The 18483-nt window shown below is 61.5% G+C and carries 18 protein-coding genes and 2 pseudogenes; 6 read left to right on the top strand and 14 right to left on the bottom strand.

The features are described from left to right. Window positions 1-3: 3 nt before the first annotated feature. Entirely contained in the window at window positions 4-1278 is a 1275-nt protein-coding gene (locus V8J36_RS21620) for a glycosyltransferase family 2 protein (protein ID WP_336469394.1), read from the bottom strand. 387 nt (window positions 1279-1665) lie between these two features. Between V8J36_RS21620 and V8J36_RS21615 the strand changes: the two are divergent. Beyond that, window positions 1666-2187, top strand: a pseudogene (locus tag V8J36_RS21615) (lycopene cyclase family protein); the annotation flags it as partial. A gap of 14 nt (window positions 2188-2201) precedes the next feature. Here V8J36_RS21615 and V8J36_RS21610 read toward each other — a convergent pair. From V8J36_RS21610 to V8J36_RS21600, 3 genes are all read right to left on the bottom strand, one after another. Next, window positions 2202-2549 carry an ester cyclase gene (locus V8J36_RS21610; protein ID WP_336469393.1) on the bottom strand — a complete coding sequence of 116 codons (348 nt, stop codon included), beginning with the start codon at window positions 2547-2549 and terminating at the stop codon, window positions 2202-2204. Between the two features lie 206 nt (window positions 2550-2755). Continuing rightward, complete coding sequence (locus V8J36_RS21605; RefSeq protein WP_336469392.1) at window positions 2756-3274, bottom strand: PRC-barrel domain-containing protein; 519 nt, start codon at window positions 3272-3274, stop codon at window positions 2756-2758. 266 nt (window positions 3275-3540) lie between these two features. Then, window positions 3541-4056, bottom strand: a complete 516-nt coding sequence (locus tag V8J36_RS21600; protein WP_442902527.1) for a hypothetical protein — start codon at window positions 4054-4056, stop codon at window positions 3541-3543. A 9-nt stretch (window positions 4057-4065) separates the two neighbouring features. On the opposite strand from V8J36_RS21600, the gene V8J36_RS21595 reads away from it, so the two are divergent. After that, window positions 4066-4799, top strand: a protein-coding gene (locus V8J36_RS21595; protein ID WP_442902526.1) for an IS5 family transposase whose coding sequence is annotated in 2 segments (ribosomal slippage) — window positions 4066-4359 and window positions 4362-4799 — 732 coding nt in all. Because the reading frame shifts where the segments join, the coding sequence is not laid out codon by codon here. A gap of 110 nt (window positions 4800-4909) precedes the next feature. Here V8J36_RS21595 and V8J36_RS21590 read toward each other — a convergent pair. Next, window positions 4910-5113 carry a CsbD family protein gene (locus V8J36_RS21590; protein WP_336469391.1) on the bottom strand — a complete coding sequence of 68 codons (204 nt, stop codon included), beginning with the start codon at window positions 5111-5113 and terminating at the stop codon, window positions 4910-4912. A gap of 273 nt (window positions 5114-5386) precedes the next feature. Between V8J36_RS21590 and V8J36_RS21585 the strand changes: the two genes are divergently transcribed. Beyond that, window positions 5387-5896, top strand: coding sequence for an MgtC/SapB family protein (locus V8J36_RS21585; RefSeq protein WP_336469390.1), 510 nt, complete (start codon window positions 5387-5389; stop codon window positions 5894-5896). A 54-nt stretch (window positions 5897-5950) separates the two neighbouring features. Continuing rightward, window positions 5951-6547, top strand: a complete 597-nt coding sequence (locus V8J36_RS21580) for a DedA family protein (protein ID WP_336469389.1) — start codon at window positions 5951-5953, stop codon at window positions 6545-6547. Window positions 6548-6653: 106 nt separating this feature from the next. On the opposite strand, the gene ligD is transcribed toward V8J36_RS21580, so the two are convergent. From ligD to tnpB, 6 genes are all read right to left on the bottom strand, one after another. Further along, a complete protein-coding gene (gene ligD, locus V8J36_RS21575; RefSeq protein WP_336469388.1) occupies window positions 6654-7562 on the bottom strand; it encodes a non-homologous end-joining DNA ligase in 909 nt (302 codons plus the stop codon). 232 nt (window positions 7563-7794) lie between these two features. Beyond that, complete coding sequence (locus V8J36_RS21570; protein WP_336469387.1) at window positions 7795-9078, bottom strand: DUF6634 family protein; 1284 nt, start codon at window positions 9076-9078, stop codon at window positions 7795-7797. A 212-nt stretch (window positions 9079-9290) separates the two neighbouring features. Continuing rightward, the gene (locus V8J36_RS21565; protein WP_336469386.1) at window positions 9291-10394 is read right to left on the bottom strand and encodes an AAA family ATPase; all 1104 of its coding nucleotides are present in this window, start codon (window positions 10392-10394) and stop codon (window positions 9291-9293) included. Further along, window positions 10357-10581 (bottom strand): hypothetical protein, encoded by a 225-nt coding sequence (locus V8J36_RS21560; RefSeq protein ID WP_336469385.1) that lies wholly within the window; start codon window positions 10579-10581, stop codon window positions 10357-10359. The genes V8J36_RS21565 and V8J36_RS21560 overlap by 38 nt, the downstream gene beginning before the upstream one ends. 111 nt (window positions 10582-10692) lie before the next feature. Continuing rightward, window positions 10693-11136: a transposase gene (locus tag V8J36_RS21555; RefSeq protein WP_336469384.1), complete on the bottom strand. Its 444-nt coding sequence runs from the start codon at window positions 11134-11136 to the stop codon at window positions 10693-10695. A 327-nt stretch (window positions 11137-11463) separates the two neighbouring features. Then, a complete protein-coding gene (tnpB, locus tag V8J36_RS21550; protein ID WP_336469383.1) occupies window positions 11464-11814 on the bottom strand; it encodes an IS66 family insertion sequence element accessory protein TnpB in 351 nt (116 codons plus the stop codon). Between the two features lie 171 nt (window positions 11815-11985). On the opposite strand from tnpB, the pseudogene V8J36_RS21545 reads away from it, so the two are divergent. Next, window positions 11986-12195 (top strand): annotated as a pseudogene (locus V8J36_RS21545) (IS3 family transposase); the annotation flags it as partial. On the opposite strand, the gene V8J36_RS21540 reads toward V8J36_RS21545, so the two are convergent. Genes V8J36_RS21540 through V8J36_RS21530 form a run of 3 tightly spaced genes read right to left on the bottom strand, consistent with a single transcriptional unit; the run spans window position 12192 to window position 15933 of the window. Further along, window positions 12192-14378, bottom strand: a complete 2187-nt coding sequence (locus V8J36_RS21540) for a xanthine dehydrogenase family protein molybdopterin-binding subunit (RefSeq protein ID WP_336469382.1) — start codon at window positions 14376-14378, stop codon at window positions 12192-12194. The pseudogene V8J36_RS21545 and the gene V8J36_RS21540 overlap by 4 nt on opposite strands. After that, window positions 14375-15394, bottom strand: coding sequence for an FAD binding domain-containing protein (locus tag V8J36_RS21535; RefSeq protein ID WP_336469381.1), 1020 nt, complete (start codon window positions 15392-15394; stop codon window positions 14375-14377). Before V8J36_RS21535 ends, V8J36_RS21540 begins: the two co-directional genes overlap by 4 nt. After that, complete coding sequence (locus V8J36_RS21530; RefSeq protein WP_336469380.1) at window positions 15391-15933, bottom strand: 2Fe-2S iron-sulfur cluster-binding protein; 543 nt, start codon at window positions 15931-15933, stop codon at window positions 15391-15393. Before V8J36_RS21530 ends, V8J36_RS21535 begins: the two co-directional genes overlap by 4 nt. Before the next feature lie 529 nt (window positions 15934-16462). Here V8J36_RS21530 and V8J36_RS22925 point away from each other — a divergent pair. After that, window positions 16463-17281 (top strand): alpha/beta fold hydrolase, encoded by an 819-nt coding sequence (locus V8J36_RS22925; protein WP_442902524.1) that lies wholly within the window; start codon window positions 16463-16465, stop codon window positions 17279-17281. The last annotated feature ends 1202 nt before the right edge of the window (window positions 17282-18483 follow it).

Below are 18483 nucleotides of genomic sequence, written 5' to 3'. Positions count from 1 at the left end.
CTCCTATTCTGGCTGCATCGAAAGGCGGTAATCTGAAAGCATGGCCTGAGTTGCCACGGAGAGCGGCAATGGAAGGGCCAGCAATAACGCCGCAAGTTTCGCAAAGGCGGGGACATCAGGAGCACAGATCAGAACCAATCCGCTGGCGGCGAGAAAAGGGAGCGTCAGATCGACCGCACCTGCGAAGGTCTTTGCATCTTTGGGAGTCCTGCGAAACGCACCTGCAGTTCCGAGCATCCCATCAATCGTGCCACGGGCCGAGGGAAGGATCATTGCGACTCTGATTGCGAGCGCGGCAGCTAGGGTCCCCTTACCAACGCAATCCTTTTGCAGTGAAGGGCGTAGAAGGGGAAGCAGAGTAGATAGGTAAACGAGCAGCATTCCAGCCGAGGCGATGCTCAGCAGCGCGATCAGGCTCGGCGAAGCGTTTCCCAAAGCCGCTGCCAGACCGCCACCAATCAGCATCGCTGCCAAAGGTAGTGAAAGATTAGACCAAGCGGTCAGTTGTGAGCCTACATGAAGCGCTTTCCGAGCCGGCAGACCAGTCAATTTGGAGAGCAGCGTCGTGATGTTTCCGGCAGCCCAGCGATACCTTTGCTGTTCCAGACCCTGAAGATCCAAAGGCAACAGGCCGCGCCCCACGACCTCGTCCACGAGCCTTCCACGATATCCCATGCGCTGAAGCCTCAAACCCAGTTCGGCATCTTCAGTAAGACTTGCGGAACTCCAGCCGCCGACTTCCTCAAGCGCATCGTGTCGAATGACACTCAGCGTCCCGGTCAGTAACATTGCATCAGCACCATCAGCCTGACGGGCATGTCGCTCGAAGTAGTCGGCCAATTCTAACGCAAGGCCAGCTGCAGCACCCGCGGTCTGCCTATACGCCTGAGGAAACTGCAGGAAATCCGACGGCCGATCTCGCAGCGCCGAAGCAGCGCGCGAAAGGAAGCGCGCATCCACCTGATAGTCGGCATCGAGGATCACCACGTGGGTGGCTGCTCGCGATGTGCATTGAAGTGCAATGTTGAGCGCCCCAGCTTTCGCCCCTTGGACGCCCATCTCGTGATAGAAGCGGAACCCAAGGCTTTGACAGGCTTCCTGAACCGGCTGCCAGCGATCGACCTCTACAGTGTTGTTATCAAGCACAATTACTTCAAACGGCGGCGCATCGACCTGACTTGCTAGTTTCTGGAGCGTCGCCAGCACCAGTTCCGGTGGCTCATCGTGAGTAGCGATATGAACTGAGAAAAAGAGATCCGTGACCCTGCTCGATGACAAAAGGTCGCTCCTCGAAGGGCGTGTCGCGAAAGCCGCCAGGTGGAGTGCAGCGAGCAACCCTTGAAGTCCTACGCACACGGCAGCGAGGGGCAGCGCGGCTACAGGCGCGAAGAAGGCCGCTACCGCTGTCCCGAAGAACATGCCGCGGCTGTTGATTATTGACATCTGCCCCTCCGAAAGGCGCCGACACGAACTTCATGTCGCCACACCGCCTCTCTGCCTGACGTAGCCTCTCCTCGCCCCGCGTCATTCCAACATTTGTTGCTCTGACCCGAACGGAACAAAGGCTGTGCTCAGATTGTTCGACGGCACAGCCGAAGGCTCCAGATCGCCGAAGTTGTCCGGGAAGCGCGCGGCCGCCAGAGCCAGCACCGCCTGGGTGATAACATGGATGAGCGGACCGATCCACTTTCCGGGCACACCTGGTGCTTTCACGAGCCCGATATCAGACGTTCCGACTACGGCTGGCTATCTTCGGCGGTCGCAAAGTCCTGGTCGGAGCAAAAGGTGCGATTTCCCGGCTTCGTCAGGCACCTTAGCACGGGCTATGCCTGCGTCACCCCGGAAAGCCTCAATGCGGCTCTGTCTGGCCTAACGACGGTTTCGAGGATAGTCGGACGCATCGAAGGGCTTCGCCCCGGGTCGCTTGCCTTGGCGGATGGCGAGCGTATTGCTGCAAACACGGTGATTGATGCCCGTGGCTTTGCCGACAACCGGGCGCTTGACCTTGGCTTTCAGAAAGTCGTGGGGCTGGAAATCGAGACCGCCGCGCCACACGGCATCGAGCGCCCTGTCATAATGGATGCTACGGTTCCGCAGCATGACGGCTATCGCTTCCTTTACCTCCTGCCTGTCTCGCCGACCCGGCTTCTTGTCGAAGACACGCGCTATTCCGATGGTCCGTCGCTGTCTCATCAAGACATTCAGCGCGACCTGCATGAAGAGTTCTCGAGGCGTGGTTGGGACGCGAGGATCGACATGCACGCGGCGGCCATCGACGGCAAGGCCAAACAGTTCACCCGCGGGAGTGCAGTCGAAGGTAAGCCGTGCTGCGACATAGGGGGATCACTCAGCAGCAGCGCCACGTTGAACTGCAGATCCGGGATTGCCGCGACATCGCGCTCCAACATGGCGCGATAGCCGTCCAGCCCGATGACGGTGCCGTTGTAGCTGGCCGCGTCACCGACCCAAGACCCGAGGTTGTCCCAGTCCCGAGCATTTAAGCAGTCGATGTAGGACAAATAGATCGCCGTCAGATCGTTCGCGCGCATGTTCACTCCCACTTCTACTCAGCTCCATGGCTGAGGCCGAGATCATCGCTGGCTTTTGGAAGCTTTATTAGGCCTCTCTCTCAGCCAAAGTATCTGCCAGCAACTTGGTGCTGCCGCCGAGAAAGTCAGGCGCTACCCTGCCAAAGGTCCTGAAAGCAAAAGGGCCGCGGATGCATCCGCGGCCCTTACGAATTGTGATCCGTCCCTTAGTTGGCCGGGGCGTCCGGCCAGGCAAACTCGGGAGCACTTTCCAGAGCGCCGCGATCGGCGGTGAAGACGACGAAGTAGTCGCCAGCGCTGTCGCCATCGGGGATGACGCGCAGCTGGTCCATCGCCACAGCCACCGACTTCTCGCCCATGCCGAGGAAGCCGCCGATATCCACGATTACCGCCTTCACCTGACCATCGCCCGAAATGATCAGGTCGCTGATCTCGCCGATGTCGTCCCACCCTTCATCGACGTCGTTCATCGCGGCGTTGGGATCGACGTCGGTCTCGGAGACGTAGAGGCGCTTGCCGATGAACACATCGGACGACATGTCGCCATCCATCATCATGTAGCCGAAGCCCATGTCACCCGTGGTGGTGGCAGCGGTCGTCGTGGAGGCGGCGTCGCCCGTCGTCGCGGCGGCGGGTGGGGTGGTTGCGCTGCCGTTGGTGGTTTGCGCCAGGGCCGGGACAGCGAGCATGGCAACGAGTGCCGTCGAAGCGAGAAGCTTGGTCATCTCAATCTCCTGATTTTCGGACCATATCCGGCCCGCTGCTCAATTAACCAGCAGCATGAAGAGATGTTCCGGGACGACGTTAAGGAAACGTCATAATTGTCGGCGGCTTCAGTAGGAACCAAATATTGCGGGATTGCGTGGCCTCAACCAAGAGCGGCCAAGACCAAACTAATCGGTCCCAGCGCGGTAAGCTGGTGTGTCAGGAACCGATTTTTCCAAAGCAGCAAATGTCAAGCCGGCCATCGGCGCCATGCTCTCGGCTGATCTCATCCCACCGATTTCGAAGACGCTGCTCCTGCGTCAAGGTAATGCAGCAGCGCAGACTCCGTCCGGGCCAGGCCGTCGACTTTTGGTGCAGCTTCCATCAGGGCAGCGCGATCTGCCGGATCAGTTTCTGTCAGAGCCAAGACAGACGGGTGGATGTAGCTTTTTCTGGCGATGGTGGGGGTGTTGTGCAGGCGCGCCGCCGCGGCCTCGGACAGCGCCTTGATCGTCAATGGCTCGTCGGTCATCGCGGCCTCGAATGCGGCGGTGGACCCGTTCCAAGTGCGGAAGGTTTTCGCAGTCGCACCGGCGTCCTCTACGAGCTCGGCCAGCCGTTCATTCACTTGCTCCGAAGTGACAGGGCGGCTGGTGCCGCCGGCATCGATCCAGCGGAACAAGGTCTTGCCGGGCAAGTCGTCAAGCTCGGCCAGCCCCCGGTTCAAGGTGCGATCAGCAATGGCGGCGCGGACGCGTTGGCCACCCTTGGCAGTGTAGTCGAGGCTGAGGCGCGATCCGATCAGCTTCAGATGGCGGCGGCGAAGCGTCGTGGCGCCGAAGCTCTTGTTCTCGAGCGCATAGGCCGCGTCGACGACCGCAGGGTCCTTAGCGGCATTATCTTCATCAATCGCAACGGCTTGAGGTGGCAGGGCGCACCTTCGGAGTATGGACCTCCGAAGACGCTCTACAACCGCTGGAAGCGATGGAGCGAGCTTGGCGTCTTCGCCAGGATCTTCGAGGGACTGGCCGCGGGGGCCCCCGAGCCCGGGACCATCATGATTGATGCGACGTATCTGAAGGCCCATCGCACGGCGTCCAGTCTGCGGGCAAAAAAGGGGGGCGTGGACGCCTCATCGGCCGCACGAAAGGCGGGATGAACACCAAGCTCCACGCTGTCACTGACGGCGAGGGCCGCCCACTGCGGCTTTTCATGACCGCGGGCCAAGTGAGCGACTACACCGGCGCACGGGCCATGCTGCGCGACCTGCCACCCGCGAAGTGGCTGCTCGGCGATCGCGGCTATGATGCCGACTGGTTCAGAGAAGGTCTGCAAGACAAGGGCTTGCGGGTCTGCATCCCGGGACGGAAGGGGCGGAAGAGCCCGGTCCGATATGATCGGCGACGCTACAAACGCCGCAACCGGATTGAGATCATGTTCGGCAGGTTGAAGGACTGGAGGCGCGTTGCGACGCGCTACGACAGATGCCCGAAGGTCTTCCTCTCGGCCATCGCTCTCGCCGCAACCGTCCTCTTCTGGCTATGAGTCCTGAGCCTAGGGACGGTGCCGGTTGGGTCGAGACGATTATGGGGTTCCAGAAGGAGAAAGGGCAGAGCGTTCGCCCTGCCCAGCCGTCCTCATAAAGCCTGACGCGATCAGAGGGTGCGATCGCGGTAGTAGTCGTCGACTTCCTTTTCGGCCTCGTCGCGCGTCTTGCCGTATTTCTCTTGGATAAGGCCTGCAAGCTTGTCGCGCTTGCCAGCCGCGACGTCGAGGTCGTCATCGGTGAGCTTGCCCCACTGCTCCTTCGCGGAGCCTTTGAGCTGCTTCCAATTGCCTTCGACGATATCCCAATTCATGGCGGATCCTCCCTTGCAAATCTGCCTAATTAACTCGCAGATTGTGGCTTGGGTTCCTCGCGGCTACAGCAACTCCGAGACCATTTATGGGCCTGCCACCGCCCCAGCTACCCGGAGCCGCAGACAAACCGGGCGACCCGCTAGCATCAGCACGGTTACTCCGTTGGTGCCGTCGGAACACCGAGGTGTTGGTGCGGCTCTGGTCCAGACCTTGCCGCCAAAGTGCTTTTCACGGTTCTCGGAACACTCTGTGGATCCCGGTGTTAACGTGGGATGGAAACCCTTCGCGCCGAATTCTCGCTGTCCTTTGCCGCCACCGCCCCCGAGGTGGTCGCGCTCAGGCTCTTCTTCTCGATCCTACTCGGTGGAGCTATTGGCTTCGAACGCGAGCTGCGTGACAAGGCTGCGGGTCTGAGGACCCATGTGCTCGTCGCGGCGGCGAGTTGTCTATTTGCGCTGATCGCGCTGGAACTAATCGCCCTATCTGGAAGCAGAGGTGGCGGCGTCGAAGAGCGTATCGACATTCTTCGGTTGATCGAGGCGGTGACCGCGGGCGTCGCATTCCTCGCCGCTGGCTCGATCATCACCTCTCGCGGAAAGGTCAAAGGGCTAACGACGGGCGCAGGAATGTGGATGGCCGGCGCTGTGGGGTTGGCGTGCGGCGTCGGCCTCTCTGGACTGGCTGCTATCGCTGCGGCGCTGGCGGTCATCGTCCTGTGGCTCTTCAAATACCTCTTTGACCAGATCGGGTTTCCTGCTCATGAAGACAGAGACCGCGAATGAGGAGCCGCCGATCCCCAGCCAATGGCGCGGGCGTTTTGGCGCGTAGGGCGGCACATGTTTGAATGGATCACCGGCTTCATCGCGCAAGCTGGATTGCTGGGCGTCGCGGCCCTGATGTTCGTTGAAAACGTCTTCCCGCCGATCCCTTCGGAGTTGGTTATGCCGCTCGCAGGCTTCAACGCCGCGCAAGGTGAAATGGCGCTCATCCCAAGCATCATGGCGGGATCCGCGGGTTCCCTCGCCGGAGCTTGGTTCTGGTATTGGGTAGCCAGACGGACGGGTGCCGAGCGCATCCAGAGCTTCGTTGACAGGCACGGCCGCTGGACTGCCATCTCGGGCGCCGATCTCGAGAAAAGTCAGGCATGGTTTGATCGGCGCGGCGGTTGGGCGGTGCTGCTCGGCCGTCTAATCCCGACCGTGCGCACCTTTGTTTCAGTGCCGGCAGGATTGGCCCGCATGCCGATCGGCCGCTTCCTGGCCCTGTCGCTCGTCGGAACCCTGATTTGGAACAGCATCCTCGCGATCTCCGGGTTCCTTCTTCAATCCCAGTATCATCTTGTGGCCGAGTGGCTGGACCCACTGGCGTGGATTGTTCTGTTCGGATTTCTGGCTGCCTATCTCTGGAAGGTGTTCAAAGCGCCAGCGCGGTAGGCAGGTCAGTAGCCGATCATTTATGTCGCCGGAACATGAGTTCGCCCGCATATAGCTGACATGACTAGAGACCCCGTGGAAAAGAAAACTGTTTGAAACTGGCCGTCTAGCCGCCCGTCGCAAGCTTCGCGATCAGGCGCTCGGATAGGTTCTGCGGTTCGGGCACGGCCAGATCTCCCCAACCTCGCTTCTCTGCACTTCGGATACCGAAGGCGTCAGCGCGCCGAATTTTGCCGAGTTCCTCCCAAGCGACTGGCACCGCGACCGGCGCACCAGGCCGAGCCCGGACCGAGAACGGTGCAATGGCGGTAGCCCCACGCTCATTGCGAAGCCAATCGATGAAGATTTTTCCCTTGCGGGCAGACTTTGACATCGTCGCGACGTAGCGCTCCGGCGCCTCCTCTGCGGCAAGCGTGGCGAGAAGCTGGGCGAACAGCTTCACAGTGTCCCAACTCGCGGTTCGCTTCAGCGGCACGATCACATGCACACCCTTGCCACCTGATAGCATCGGATAGCTCTGCAGATCGAAGCGCTCCAGCCTCTCGCGGATGTCCGAGGCGGCCTTGCGCACGGCGGCGAAACCGAGCCCTTCATCCGGATCGAGGTCGAAGACCAGACGCTCTGGCCGGTCGAGCCGGTCGCGGCGCGCGGCCCAAGGATGGAACTCCACCGTCCCCATCTGCACCGCGCCAATCAGCCCCGCGACATCACGGATCGTCATGTAGTCCGCGGCGCTACCGCTGCTTTCTTCAATCACCACAGGCCGGATCGCTTTTGGAAATCCTTTACCTGCATGCCGTTGAAAGAACCGCTCGCCTTCCAGCCCCTCTGGCAGTCTTAGGAGAGAGACCGGACGATCGGCGAGCTCTGGCAGGATGCGCTCCGCCATCACCTCGTAGTATCTCGCAAGGTCCAGTTTCGTGCGCTTGGGTCTTGAGAAGATCACCCGGTCAGGGTTGCTGATCCCAATGCCTGCGACCAATGGGCGGTCCTGACTTTCCATTGCGACCTCCATTTCCACATCCATCGCGTGCGATGGCTTCTTGGGTGCCCGTCCAGTCGATCTTCCTGAGAGCGCGTCATTCGGATGGGACGAAGCTCGACGCGATGCTGATCTGCGTGATCTGCCTGCTGACCGTCGGGTTTGGGAGCGCTCTGTTTTCTTGGCCAGTTCCCTAACCCGGACGGCGCTCCGCATATAAGACCGGCATGGTCTTCGTGTCTGCAATGGGCATTCAGAGCGCGGCTCACCGGCTACTGAAAAACCGAGCGGTATGCTCGGCAAGGATCCGGTCCAGCTCCGCGGGGTCGCTGACCGGGGTGTATCCCGGATATTCGTAGGAATAGGCATCCGCCTTGAAGGCTTCCGGCGTTAGCTTTTCATGCTCGACAGCTTCTCCGAAGCTCCCAATGGGCTGACCCAGCCGGTAGAACCTGCTGATAGTCCTGGCCCAACCGGCCTCGCGATTGATCGCGATCAGCCAGGATGTGCGGACTGTGTCTGCCCCGGAGCGGGGGTGGCCGGAGGCATATCCGATCAGCGTCGGTGAGCCACGCTGCGTGACCATGGGCTGCCACAGATCGATGATCGGCGCGTTCGCCAGCTCAAACGGATCGGGACCAGCCTCGGCCGCGGCTATGGCGCGCAGGGCAAGGCAAATGAAGTCTTTAACTTGGGCGGGCATGTTCGTTCTCAGTTGCTGATCGATGTGGTTGATCGGAGGGCTGCAATGCGACATGGGCTCGGCCTGACGACTGGCGGTCTGCAATGCATGCGGCAGGCGTGTGAGAGGATCGGGATGGAACCCAGAAGGCGAGTTCAGCGCCGCCTCGAGCGCATTGGCCGTGGCCTCGCTGAGCGCCAAACGTCGGGCTCCGGACGCGCGAAGTCGCTCACATCCGGGGCGGCCGGGTCGCCGGAAAGCCTCGAGTTCTGTTAGGGCATTGGGGCCACCACTTGACTGCTGCGCGGCGCCCCGAGGAAAGCATCCCAGCTGCTCGACGACCGATGCTAAGCTGACGATCCGGTGCGGCAGCCCGACGTAGCCCCTCTCGAAGTGCATTACCCGCAGCCCCATGTCCTCGGCGTCCGCCATGCTGGAAGCAAATGTGTCGCCGATCAGAAGCACCTCTGCGGGATCGGCATTCAGGTCCGACAGAAGCTGCCGAAGCAGTTCACGACCGGGGCGTAGCGACGGGTGTTCTGCCGAGAAGACTGCGGCCTCGAACCTGTCGTCGAGCAGCACACGCAGTGCCGCTGCGTGCTCCATGGGCGCGCAGCCGATGAGGGCAAGGCGATAGCCCAACCCGCGCAACTCATCGAGGGCCGTGAGAGCGCCGGGGTGCAATCGTATCGAACGGAGCTCGGCTGCAAGATCTGCGGCCCAGCTCGGATCCCACCAGACGCCGCTCGCCCTCGCGTAGTCCGCGAGCGGGCCCGGATGGTGGCGCGGGTCGAGAGGCGACACCGACCGCCGAGCGATCTCGCGCCATGGGTTGCGGCGATCGTTGATCTCGGCGAGCACGCTCATCGCATCGATGACGACGACGCGGACGTTCTCTTAGTTCCCCCCCGCCGCCGCATTGTCAGGCGGCGGCGGGGCCGAAGCGAGTGCGCGGGCGACCACCCTAGGGTCGGGCTCGGGTCGGCCCATGCGCCTGATCGAAACCGCGCAGGCCACCGAGACGCCGAGCCCATAGACGACCGCGCTGGTCGCCAGGGCGATTTCCCAGGGGAAGGCCATCAGTGGAACCTCGGCCGGTTGTCCTGATCCTCCGCGAGCGAGAGAAGACGGATCGCCGTCCGCAGGCTTGGTGAAGTTGTCAGGCCGGGCGCGGTCTCTAGCGCGGCCACCACGGCCGCAATCGCGTCATCTGACAGGCCGCGCCGGTCTTGCTGACGTCGGACGAAATCCATCAGTTCGGGCAGGGTCAGCTGGCGCAGGCTCAGGATCGTGCAGCGGCTCCGCAAAGGTGCCGGCAGCCGCCGCTGGTCGTTGCTCGTCATGATCCAGCTGATCCAGGACATGTCGAGCGGGACACGGAAATAGGGGCAGTTCCACGCCCTCGCACCGAGCGGTTCGAGGAGAGGAAGCAGCGCGCTGGTCAGGCTGTAGCTCTCGCCCTTCGCGTTGCGATCGACACCGGGCTTTTCAACCTCATCAATGATCACGCACGGGTTGCCGATCTGGTGTTCGATGATCGTCGTCAGGGGACGACCGGGCATCGCCGAGCCCCATCCCTTCTGCAAACCAATGATCCCCCATCCCGCACCGTCGCCACTCGCATCGATGGCGATGGTCGGCACCCTGAGTTGCTCGGCGACGTAGCGCGCCCAAGCGGATTTGCCGATCCCGGGTGGACCGTCGAGCACGAGAGGCGGCAGCCGAAACCCCCGGTCGCTGTTCCGGACCGAGCGCCGCATCGCGTGCCAGAGCGCGACCGTCGCGGGGGCCAGCCAAGGGAATTCCTCATGCACCGCGGCCGCGACCCGGTCGGCGTGATCTTCGGATTCGATCCGCACCAGGGCGACACCGTCGCGGACGCGCTCGATCAGCTCACGGTCATCATCTTTCAACTGGGCAATGGGCCCGGCGGCCACATGCTGCGCAGCCAGGCACTTGGATCGGCGATTGATCCGGACACCAACTTCGTAGGGGACAGAGGGCTTGTCGACGATGTCGTGCAGGGACACGGAGGCGGGTTTGCCGTTTGGATCGGTCGCCTGAGGTTGCGGGTTCTTCCGCGCCTCCAGCTGCACCGCGAACCCGCGGAAGCGGTTACGCAAGGCGAACTCATTGTATCGCGGGTCAGGGAAGCGGGAGGTGACGAAGGGGATACGGGTCATTGGAACCTTTCGAGAAGAGTTCGAGCTTCTCCACAAGCGGGACAAGTTCAGAGAATTTCGGGGGGCTGGTCTTCGGCGGAACGATGCGGCGCCGTTCGCCGCCCTCGAAAAGCGCGGCGAATTGAACTTTGCTCAGCGCGTAGGGATCGGCTTGCGGTTTCGGCCAGACGAAGCCTTTGTGGTGCATTAATTTCTTTCGCTCTGGGCACGAGGGCGCCGTCGCGCACGTTGCTCGTGCCCGTTTACCTTTGATGTTATTGCTAAAATCGTGAGGCGGCTGTCTGCGCCTAAGTGAAAGTCAGCCCGCTGAATTCATTGCCGCCATGACCCGTTTAATGCTTTCGATCGGCAACCGGTGGTCGAATTTGAACACTGTCCCACCGACATGGAGCTCACACAGGGAAACCTGGTGCATGGCGTCCGGGATGATCATCGACTTCGCGGGTGAAGCAGGCACCGGTTCTGGAGCAACATCTTCTGCGACGGCGATCTTGACGAACTTTGGAACCTCGTCCGTTTGGCGATCCGCGCGGGCCCATTTCGCCAAGAGGTTCTCATTCATCTCGATTTCGCGGGCGACCGAGGCGATGGTTTCACCTGCAGCGACGCGCGCCACAGCACGCTTCCTGATCGCGGACGGCCAACGACGGCGGCCTGTCCTATGCGTCGAGACTTTATGACCCCAGATTGACTGTTCCGAGGCCTCGTTCACCGCGACGGCAAGTCCGTTTATCGAAGACATGAGTCACCCTTTGCTTCCCTGAAAAAAGATTGTCCTCGCCGACCGTGGGTGGCGGGGGGGATCTGGCGACGGCGCGCGAGACGGCGGCGCCAAAGGACATGGTCTCTGGAGCAATGTCTTCGGTCGGACGGAGTGCCCCCACTCGCAAGTTTTGCTCCACGGAGGGCAGGCGCTCGACGCGTGTTTCAGGCAGATCAGCTTCGGCTTCGGCCGACCGCGCACAGTCTGCCGGGCGTTCGCCGTATAAAAGGCCGAAGAGTCGAACCCCTGAGACGAGGCGCTCGTCGTCAGAGCCTTGAGCGTCGATATATTGCGCTAGGGCGGCCATCACACGTCCGTCGGTGTCTTGGTGCGCAACGGAACGACCCGCCGCCAATCGATCCCCTCGAACAAAGCTTGAAACTGGCTGACGGAGATGCTTAGCGCGTCATTCGTGGCGGTGGGCCAGCTGAACGCCCGATCTTCGAGGCGCTTCACGACCATCACCAAGCCGGACCCATCCCAAAAGATCAGCTTCAGACGGTCAGCACGGCGCGAGCGGAAGATGAACATTGCACCGCTGAACGGCTTCAGCCCAAGCTGGGAGACGATCATTGAGACCAGACCGTTCATGCCTTTCCGGAAGTCGATGGGCTGGGTCCAGACGTAGATCTTCACGTTGCCGAGGCTGTTGATCATTGGGTGCCACCAGACGGCAGCGCCTGGTGGGACGCGGTGCCCTGGTTAGGCGGCGAGCAGGACTCGCTGAGGGTGGCGCTAATGTTGGCCATGTCGGGCTCCTTCGTGAACCTCGACATGCTGCAACAGACCCCCGTCGGCCGGGAGGGGTTACTCAATACTTCGCTTACCAAGGACGCGACGGTCAAACGCTTCCATTACGACAGCCACGACCAGCTACGCACCCATCTCGGCGACTACTTGGCAGCCTACAACTTCGCCCGTCGCCTGAAGACGCTAAACGGCCTCACGCCCTACGAATACATCTGCAAAATCTGGACATCAGAGCCAGACAGATTCATCGTGAGCCCGATCCACCAAATGCCGGGACTGAACACCTAGCGGTCCGCTTTTTCCAAAGCCGAGATTACCCGATCAGGCGTGGCGGGATAATCGTAAAGCCTCAGGCCAATCGCGTGTGCAACGGCGTTCATGACCGCGGCTCCCGCGCCCGAGATCCCAAGCTCACCAATGCCCTTCGACTGCAGGGGGTTCGCCTGATCGTCCCGTTCGTCTAGGAAAGTCACCTCGATCTGCGGGACGTCCGCATGGCAGGGGATGTGGTAGTTCGCGAAATCACGGCCGATGACATGGCCGGTGCGCGGGTCGTGCAGAAGCTCCTCTGTCAGCGCTGCGCCAATGCCCCACACCATACCGCCGATGCATTGTGAAGCTGCGGTCTTCTCGTTGAGGATCCGGCCGGCCGCGAATGTCCCGGCCATACGTCTAACGCGGACTTCGCCAGTGTCGGCATGCACCGCGACTTCTGCAAATGTTGCGCCAAAGCCTGATTGGAAATGACTGTCCTCAAGGGCGCCAGCCTCGATCGTCGCTTCCTCAACGATTTCCGTTTCGATCAGCTGATCAAGGCGCGCCTCTCGGTTCGCGCCACGAGCCAGACCATCGGTCAGATCGAGGTCATCGACGGCGCAATCGAGAAGTCCCGCGATGTGGCCCCTGATCTTCTTCGCGGCGAGGAAAACCGCTGAGCCGACCGAGCTTGCACCAAAAGAGCCACCCGAACCAGAGGCTGGGGGGAGCGCGGTATCGCCTAGACGCACCTGCACTTGGGCCGCGGATAGTCCCAGCATTTCCCCGGTGATCTGAGTGAGGATTGCGTAGGTCCCGGTGCCGATGTCCGTCATGTCCGTTTCGACGATAGCACCGGTCGCTGTCAGCGTGATCTTCGCAGAGGATTTGATGAGCATGTTCTTCCGGCCCGCTGCGGCGAGCCCCATGCCGATCAGCCAAGGGCCTTCGGATCTGCTGCCCGCTGGCCATCTGTCAGCCCAGCCAAAGGCTGCGGCGCCCGCTTCCAGACATTCAGCCAAAGCGCGGCTCGAATACGGTTGGCCGGTTTCTGGGTGGGTTTCCGGAAGATTTTGCAGGCGGAACTTGAGCGGATCGATCCCGAGCGTGTCGGCCATCTCGTCAATAGCGGCCTCAAGGGCCAGCATACCCACCGCCTCGCCCGGCGCGCGCACCGAGCCCGACGCGGGTCGGTGAATGCGGGCGATTTCATGGGTATAGCTGCGGTTCGTGCCGCCGTAGAGAAAGTGGGTCGCGGCATTGACGGGTTCGCTGAAGCTCTCGCCCGGCAGGTTCGATACCCGGTCGTCATGGGCGAGGCCCGTGATCTTTCCATTCTCGTCTGCCGCCAGTCGCAAGCGTTGCTTGGTTTCGGTCCGGCGCAGGACGAAATCGAAGACCTGCTGGCGAGACAAAACCACTCGCACAGGCCGCCCCAAATCGCGTGCGGCGAGGGACGCTGCTACTGCCTCAGGGCCGACACCGAGCTTCGAGCCGAAGCCTCCCCCGACATAGGGCGCGAGGAGCCTCACGTTGTCTGAAGGGATGCCGAGGGAATCCGCCAGTTCTTTGCGATTGAACTGCAGCATCTGGAGGGCACCATGGAGCGTCAGCCGATCTCCCGACCACTCGGCTATGCAGGCATGTGGTTCCATCGCTGCTGCAACTTGCGGCGGGGTGGTGAAGCGGCGGTCGAGTGTCGCCGCGCCATCCGCCATCGCCCTCGCGAGGTCACCGAAACTTTCGTCTTCGCTCTCAACCTCACTAGCTTTGCGCGGGTCTACCTCGGCCCGTTCAGCCTCATACGTCACCTTCAGGCGGAGGGCAGCGTCGCGAGCGACTTCGAAGCTCTCGGCAACCACCAGCGCTATCGGCTGTCCGTAATAGTCAACCCGATCGGCGGGCTGCACCGGCGCAGCGCCGGCCATGCCTTGAGCTGCGTTGCGAAGGAACTTCGGACCGTGCCAGAGACCGAGAACGCCTTCGAGCCCATCAAGAGATCCGGTCTGGAATTCAGAGACGCGCCCGCGAGTGATTGTCGAGCGGACGAGAACTCCATGTGCCAGCCGCTCCATGGGCATCTCTGCGGCATATCTGGCCTGCCCTGCAACTTTCAGCCTCCCCTCGGGGCGATCCAGAGCTCTTCCGATTAGGCCTTGCCGCGTTTGGTCCAGAAGGCGCGGCTGGATCTTGTCCATGCGGAATGTCTCGGTCATGCCGCTTCTCCTGCAATATCAGTGCCAATGCTGCGGGTCGTAAGGCCTGTGGCTTCCCGCAAGGTGGCGGCCAGTGTGCGGCGCATCAGCGTGATCTTGAACGCATTGCCAGGTTCGGTGCGTGCCGTTTCGAAAAGCTTGTCTGCTGCACGGGCGAAGAGAGCTGCTTCAGGGACTTCTCCCTTTAGGATCGCTTCCACAGAAGGGTCGCGCCATGGTCGTGCGCCAATTCCGCCGAATGCCAGAGCTATGTCCCCGATCCGACCGTCATGCATCTCGAGGACCGCAGCGACCGACACCAGCGCGAACGCGTAGGAAGCGCGGTCGCGAACTTTACGATAACTTTGAATGGACCCGGGTCGTGGAGCGGGCAATAACACCGCCGTGATGATCTCGCCAGCTGATAGCTGGTTTTCGATCTGCGGTTGCTCACCTGGCAGTCGGTATAGGTCCGGCAGGGCGATCGTGCGCCGATCGTTCGCGCTCTGGAGTTCCACCTCTGCGCCCATGGCAGTCATCGCGACAGCCATATCGGATGGATGTGCCGCGATGCAGTGTTCGGACGTCCCCAGAACCGCAGTCATCCGCGCTTCACCGCCCTTTGCCGAGCATCCGGCCCCAGGATCGCGCTTGTTGCAGGCCATCGCCGTATCGTAAAAATAAGGACAGCGGGTGCGTTGTAGCAGGTTGCCGCCCGTCGTCGCTTTGTTCCGCAGTTGGCCGGAGGCGCCTGCGAGCAAGGCCCGCGCCAAAACAGGGTAGTCCCGTCTGATCCGCAGATCGGCAGCCAAATCGGAGTTTCGCACCAAAGCCCCGATGCGAAGACCTGCGGATGATTCTTCAATCTCGTCCAAGCCAGGAATGCGGTTGATGTCGACCAGCTGCGCCGGTGTCATCACCTGAAGCTTCATAAGGTCGAGCAGGTTCGTGCCGCCGGCAATCACCGTAGCCCCGGCGCCGATCATCCCAGCCGCCTGATCTAGGCTGGACGCACGCAGATAATCGAAGGTCCTCATGCCTGAACCTCCGAGAGGCCAGCAGGCTTGCCCTGCGTCTCTGTCCCGAAAACCTGCGTGATGGCCTGACGGATGCCGGGATACGCTGCGCAACGGCAGAGGTTGCCGCTCATCCTCTCTGCGATTTCGGCGTCGGAAAGCTGGGTAGCCTCGGTCAGGGAAACACTGGCTTGCGAGGGCCATCCCGCCGCTGCCTCTGCCCGCATTCCGGTCGCCGAGACGATCTGGCCCGGTGTGCAATAACCGCATTGGAACCCATCGCAGCTAACAAACGCCTTTTGCAGCGGAGAGGGATCTTCGGCGGTTCCGATCCCTTCGATGGTAGTGATCTCATTACCATCATGCATCACAGCGAGCGTCAGGCAGGCGTTGATCCGTCGGCCATCCACCAAGACGGTGCAGGCTCCGCACTGACCATGATCGCACCCTTTTTTCGTGCCAGTCAGCCCAAGGTGGTCCCGCAGCGCGTCCAGCAGCGTGACCCGCGGGTCGATATCCAGGGCGGTCTCTACCCCATTGATGGTAAGAGTGGTCTTCATGCTGGCTCTCCCGGCGGGACCGAAACCGCAAGGGCGGCTCGGCTCTAGGTGGCGTGCGAAACGCCTCGTCGGGCGCATGTTGTCTCAACCGGCTGCGAAGACGGATGTTCCATACGATTAGGGGATTGAGAAAACCCTATCGGCACCTCGCATAGAACTCGATCTCAAACCCGGCTCCGTTGACGTCGAGCTAGCCGGTTCTCCAAAAGTGCACAGGAACCGCGCAAAGAGTTGTCCGCTCCCGACCTGGCGGCGCGCGTAAATGGACTTGAGAGCGGCGCTGGCGGTCGGGATCCAGGAGGACTACGTCCATGATGTCTCACTCGCGCCCGACTTCGGTGACGCCATTGTCCAGCCTGCCTGCCGCACAGCGCAACTGACCTGCTCGGCCTTCATTAGAGCGCAAGGCCAGCCGCCAGCGACACCACGAGCTTGGACATCATCCCAAGGCGCGTCTGACAGCTGCTGTGCAATTGGCTTGGGAACAGCCTAGCCGATCGCGCGTTTTTCTCCAAAGCATGGATGCGAGGTGCCGGAAGTGGGCAAAATCTACGACGGCATAAATTTCACGGACAGCGGCGGGACCGGGCGCGTAGTTGTGCTCTTGCACGGATGGTCTTCATCATTGGAAAGTTGGGACAAACAAGTCTCCGCGTTAGCAGCTAGCGGAAATCGTGTAATATGCATCGACCGTCGTGGATGCGGTGGATCACAGGCGACCTCCAGGCTCCTGAGTTTTGATAACTTGGCCGACGACATAGAGACGATCCTTCAGTCGTTGGATCTCACTGATGTTACACTAGTAGGTTTTTGCATGGGCGGAGGTGAAGTCGCTCGCTACATCAGGAGACACGGCTTGGTAAGACTACGCGCGGCTGTGTTCGCTTCTTCAGCTACGCCATTTGCGCCAAATGTCAAAGGGTCATTTTCGCTCACCCCGGAAGATGCGCAAAAATGGTTCACCGAAGACGCTTCTCGCAGATCATCATGTTTGGAAGATTACATTAGCAACGCTCATTCAATAAACTCATCTCAGCGAGCAGCTGCGAGCAACCTCTGGAAAGCCATAGCTCTCGCTGAACGGTGTGACGCTGGGTCTCTTATGCAGTGTCTTTCACTCATACAGACCGAAGATTTCTCTGACGACCTTGAGATAGCCGATTTACCATGCCTCGTCTTGCATGGTGATCAAGACATGATTTATCCGATCGACAAAACTGCAATCCCCACGCACGCTATTCTCTCTAGAAGCGATATTGAAATACTCCGCGGCGCACCCAACGCATGCCAGATCACGCACTACAAAGCTTTCAACGCAGCTCTGACTTCATTCCTCGGAAGGACATGAATTAAACGAAGGCGTATTCCCCTGACTCATCGACGCTAACTAATCATTATAGTCTCTACGAAGATGCTTTCGTCAAAACGTTCAGGACCATAAAGTAGGCGACACTTAGAGCGCAACGTTGCTATCTCAGATATACAGGGAGCCGCATCATTGAGCCCTTCAAGGTGCCAAGAAATGTTTGGTTCATGTCTGTGACTGCAACTTGTCTACCTTCGTGTAGCGCATAGAGGAACTTCTGGGGGATAAAGTTCGTTATGCACCACCACCAGTGAACCGTCGCGCTTATGGCATTTAGCGATGCAAATTTGTGCGCCGTGTTAGTGCTTTAGCGTCACAGATTTTCTTGACCTCTTTTGGGTCAGTCAGGCTGAATGACGTATTTTTCGCGACCACTAGGCAGTGGGTATAGCTCCTGCCAACAATCGAGGTGATCCGATGACCGACCACATGCCCCCACATGGCCGCCCCGCGCAGGGCGGCGCCAGCCAGCCCGGAACCGGCCAGCCCGGCACCCAGGGCCTCCGCCCGGTGACCACCCCATCCACGCAAGCCAGCCCCACCACCGGCACTGGCGCCACGGCTCCCGCGGCACCGAAGCCGGCAACGCCCAACGCGCGGCGGCTGGCCGAGGAAGCGCGCGAGGCCGTGCAGGGCACCGCCTCCGACCTGCGCGCTGCCGCCAGCGCCCGGCTGGGCGAAGCGGTCGAAGGCGCGAAGGCGCAGGCCGAGGCGGCCCGCGGCAGCGTCGCCGACGACATGGCCGAGGCGGCCTCGGCCCTTCGGCGCGCGGCGCAGGACATGCAGGGCGGCTCTGCCTCGGAACGCTCGATCGCCTTCCTCGCGCGCGGCCTGGCCGATGTCTCTGACGGCATCCGCGNGGCGCAGGACATGCAGGGCGGCTCTGCCTCGGAACGCTCGATCGCCTTCCTCGCGCGCGGCCTGGCCGATGTCTCTGACGGCATCCGCGACCGCGACCTTGGCCAGATGATCGGCGAGGCGAACGCCCTTGCCCGGCGCAACCCGGCCCTGTTCCTTGGGGGTGCTGCGCTGCTGGGCTTCGCGGCCGTGCGCTTCGCCAAGGCCGGCAGCCCCGCGCCTGCGCCCATGCGCCTGCACCCCTCGGACCGGGTGTGACCATGCGCGACCAGCAGACCCGCTCTACCGCCGCGCTGCTGACCGACACGCTGACCAGCGTGAGTTCG

Source organism: Frigidibacter sp. MR17.14 (assembly GCF_037095735.1).
In the GTDB taxonomy this organism is placed as follows: Bacteria; Pseudomonadota; Alphaproteobacteria; order Rhodobacterales; family Rhodobacteraceae; genus Frigidibacter.
This window is presented reverse-complemented; position numbering and strand designations above follow the sequence as displayed.